The organism is Shigella sp. SIG6, from assembly GCF_053555815.1.
The window spans coordinates 1-4165 of record NZ_JBQZXC010000201.1; the positions used below are offsets into that span (position 1 = coordinate 1).

Here is a 4165-nt window from a genome sequence, read left to right on the forward strand (position 1 = left end):
AATCAGCGTGGCAACGGCAAAGGCGATGATATACAGCGTGATGTGATTCTTCGCCACCGAAATGCCTTTTACCACTGGCAATACCGGAATGTTTGCCGCCTGGTAATCCTTAAAGCGGAAAATGGCGATGGCATAGGAGTGAGGCATCTGCCACAGGCTGAAGATAGCCAGCAGGATCTCTGCGCCGCTATCGAACTCGCCGGTTACTGCACAGTAGCCAATCACCGGCGGCGCAGCGCCGGAGAGCGAACCAATCAATGTGCCGTAGACTGAGTGGCGTTTCATGTACAGGCTATAGACGCCGACATAAACCACAAAGCCCATCACCCCCAGCCAGCAGGCCAGCGGATTCGCGCCAAACCACAGCAGCATAAAGCCAGCAATACCCAGCAAGGTGGCGTACACCAGCGAGACAGCAGGAGAGATCAGGCCTTTAACCAGCCCCCGATTCTTCGTCCTTTCCATCTTTCTGTCGATATCCCTGTCGATGTAGTTGTTAAACACACAACCCGACGCCACAACCAGTGACACCCCAACCAGCGTGTAGATAAACAGGGGATAATCAATGCTGCCCTTTGAGGCCAGCAGGAATCCCCCAATCACCGAGATCAGGTTGCCAAAGATGATGCCTGGTTTCGTTACTTGCAGGTATTGCTTAAACATCATAACCGCCGCTCTTAGTGCATCATCATGTTGTAGTTGAGGTTCCACATAATCCAGATGGAGCCTACAACCAGGATAGCGATGATTAGCACGGTGAAGACAAACGCCGTCATGTTCCAGCCTTCATCTGATTTGGTATTCATGTGCAGGAAGCACACCAGATGCACCAGAACCTGTACCACTGCCATTGCCAGGATTGTTCCCAGAATTACGGCCGGAGAGGCAGCCCCTGTCATCACCATCCAGAACGGAATCACCGTCAGAATGATCGACAGGATAAAGCCTGTCATGTAGGTTTTTACGCTGCCATGGGACGCGCCGCTGTGATCGGTAGAATGACTCATTACATCGCCCCCATCAGATAAACAACAGTGAACACACAGATCCAAACCATATCCAGGAAGTGCCAGAACAGGCTCAGGCACATGATGCGGGTACGGTTAGTGCTGGTCAGGCCGCGACGGGCGATTTGCACCATCAGCACCGCCATCCAGATAAGACCAGAAGTGACGTGCAGACCGTGCGTGCCGACCAGCGCAAAGAACGCTGACAGGAAGCCGCTGCGATCCGGACCCATGCCGTTAACAATCAGGTGATGGAATTCATAGATTTCCATCCCGATAAATCCGGCACCAAACAACCAGGTCAACGCCAGCCAGGAGATAACCTGGCTTTTGTTGTTTTTGTACATGGCGATAGCCGCCATGCCGTAGGTGATGGAGCTGAACAACAGCAAGAAAGTTTCAACCAGAACGAACGGCAGTTCGAAAATGTCCTTACCTGTCGGGCCGCCTGCGGTGCCGTTCACCAGAACGGCATAGGTAGCAAACAAGATTGAGAACAGAATGCAGTCGCTCATCAGGTAGATCCAAAATCCGAAGATTTTGGTTCCGCCTGCATCGTGGTGCCCGTGTTCGTGCGCGTGGGCAGTCGCGTGCGTCAAAGTATCAGTTGCCATTTTTCAGCCCTGCCTTAGTAATCTCATCGAAATGCTGGTTTTCCAGTTTTTCGATTTCTGCCACCGGCACGTAGTAATCCACGTCCTCGTCGAAGCTTTTCACGATCCAGGTGATGATCATGCCTGCGAAGCCAACAATCGCCAGCCACCAGATATGCCAGATCATGGCGAAACCGAAGATGGTGGAGAAAGCTGCAATGACGATACCTGCACCGCTGTTTTTCGGCATATGAATTTCTTCATAGTGGTCAGGCTTTTTATACGCTTCGCCTTTCTCTTTCATTTCCCAGAATGCATCACGTTCGTGAACGTGCGGCACTACGGCAAAGTTATAGAACGGAGGCGGGGAAGAGGTTGCCCACTCCAGCGTACGGCCACCCCACGGGTCGCCAGTCAGGTCACGGTTCTGGTCGCGGTCGCGAATAGAAACGTACATCTGAATAACGAGGCAGAGAATACCCAGCGCAATCAGTACTGCACCGCTGGCTGCAATCATCAGCATGGTGTGGAACTGCGGGTCAATCTGCTGGCTCAAACGACGGGTCATGCCCATGAAGCCCAGCGCATACAGCGGCATAAAGGCAACGAAGAAGCCGATGATCCAGAACCAGAACGCGCGTTTACCCTAGGTTTCGTTCAGTTTGAAACCGAACGCTTTAGGCCACCAGTAGGTCATCCCTGCGAAGCAGCCGAAGACCACGCCGCCGATGATCACGTTATGGAAGTGCGCAATCAGGAACAGGCTGTTATGCAGAACGAAGTCCGCGCCCGGTACTGCCAGCAGCACGCCAGTCATACCGCCCACCGAGAAGGTGACGATAAAACCGATAGTCCACAGCATCGCAGAATGGAACACGATGCGGCCCTGATACATGGTGAATAGCCAGTTGAAGATCTTCACCCCGGTCGGGATGGCGATAATCATTGTGGTGATACCAAAGAAGGCGTTTACGTTCGCGCCCGCACCCATCGTAAAGAAGTGGTGCAGCCAAACGATGAACGACAGCATGGTGATGCAGACGGTTGCCCATACCAGCGAGGTATAACCAAACAGACGTTTACGCGAGAAGGTTGCCGCAATTTCGGAGAACACACCGAAAACAGGCAGGATCAGGATGTAAACTTCCGGGTGGCCCCAGGCCCAAATCAGGTTGATGTACATCATCATGTTGCCACCCATATCGTTGGTAAAGAAATGGGTGCCCAGATAGCGATCCAGGGTCAACAACGCGACGGTAACCGTCAGAATTGGGAAGGAAGCAATAATCAGTACGTTCGCGCACAGTGATGCCCAGGTAAATACTGGCATCTTGAACATGGTCATGCCCGGTGCGCGCATCTTCAGAATGGTAACGAAGAAGTTGATACCGGTAAGCGTCGTACCTATACCGGATAGCTGGAGACTCCATATCCAGTAATCAACACCGACTCCCGGACTGTACTCTATTCCCGATAGCGGTGGATAGGCCAGCCAGCCGGTCTGCGCAAATTCGCCCACACCGAGAGAAACGTTAACCAGAATCACGCCAACAACAGTAAACCAGAAGCTTAAGTTGTTGAGGAACGGGAACGCAACGTCACGCGCGCCGATCTGCAGCGGAACCACCAGGTTCATCAGACCGATAACGAAAGGCATCGCCACGAAGAAGATCATAATCACGCCGTGCGCGGTGAAGATCTGATCGTAGTGGTGAGGTGGCAGGAAGCCCGCTTCACCCGCCGAGGCAAGAGCCTGCTGGCTACGCATCATAATGGCGTCAGCAAAACCACGCAGCAACATCACAATCGCCACGATGATATACATGATACCGAGGCGTTTATGGTCGACGGAGGTCAGCCACTCTTTCCACAGGTAGGTCCACTTACCGAAGTAAGTGATCAGGCCAACGAGCGCCAGACCTCCCAAAATAATGCCAGCGATCGTAACCATGACGATAGGTTCATGGAACGGGACTGCATCAAGTGATAATTTTCCGAACATCTTTATTCTTCCTCAACCCCTTTAATGGGCGGATTCCGCGTGGCTCATGTCCATGCCTTCCATACCTTCGTGTGCACTGTGCTCACCTTCTGGCTGGGTCATGTCCATGCTCTTACCGTGAGCCATAAACTTGTTAATCACATCGGCAAACAAGTCTGGTTTCACGTTGGAGAAATATTCCACCTGGTTGTATTCGCTAGGCGCGGCCAGTTTTTCGAACGCAGCCATGTCAGACATGGTGTTCGGCGACTGTTTCGCTTTTGCGACCCATTGGTCGAATTCGGCGCGATCCGGTGTTGCAATAGCTTTGAACTTCATGCCTGAGAAGCCCGGCCCGCTGTAGCTGGCGGAGATACCGTCATAAGTACCGGGTTCGTTGGCGATCAGATGCAGGCGAGTCTGCATACCGGCCATGGCATAAATCTGGCTACCCAGACGCGGAATGAAGAAGGAGTTCATCACGGAGTTGGAGGTCACTTTGAAGTACACCGGAGTGTTCGCCGGGAAAGCGATTTCATTGTAAGCGCCCCGAGAAGTACGTAGCGTAAGGATTATTTTACAGA

The 4165-nt window shown here is 52.6% G+C and carries 4 protein-coding genes and 1 pseudogene; all 5 read right to left on the minus strand.

Features of this window, described 5'->3' with window-relative positions; all coding sequences use genetic code 11:
• On the minus strand, positions 1-666 hold a 666-nt coding region (cyoE, locus tag ACUU1M_RS19110; RefSeq protein WP_449144743.1), incomplete at its 3' end, for a heme o synthase.
• Positions 667-677: 11 nt separating this feature from the next.
• Positions 678-1007 carry a cytochrome o ubiquinol oxidase subunit IV gene (locus ACUU1M_RS19115; RefSeq protein ID WP_000019869.1) on the minus strand — a complete coding sequence of 110 codons (330 nt, stop codon included), beginning with the start codon at positions 1005-1007 and terminating at the stop codon, positions 678-680.
• Entirely contained in the window at positions 1007-1621 is a 615-nt protein-coding gene (locus tag ACUU1M_RS19120; RefSeq protein ID WP_000179818.1) for a cytochrome o ubiquinol oxidase subunit III, read from the minus strand. The genes ACUU1M_RS19115 and ACUU1M_RS19120 overlap by 1 nt, the downstream gene beginning before the upstream one ends.
• Positions 1611-3602 (minus strand): annotated as a pseudogene (gene cyoB, locus ACUU1M_RS19125) (cytochrome o ubiquinol oxidase subunit I). The gene ACUU1M_RS19120 and the pseudogene cyoB overlap by 11 nt, the downstream one beginning before the upstream one ends.
• Before the next feature lie 21 nt (positions 3603-3623).
• Positions 3624-4165 (minus strand): COX aromatic rich motif-containing protein (locus tag ACUU1M_RS19130; RefSeq protein ID WP_449144744.1); only part of this gene is annotated, 542 nt, incomplete at its 5' end.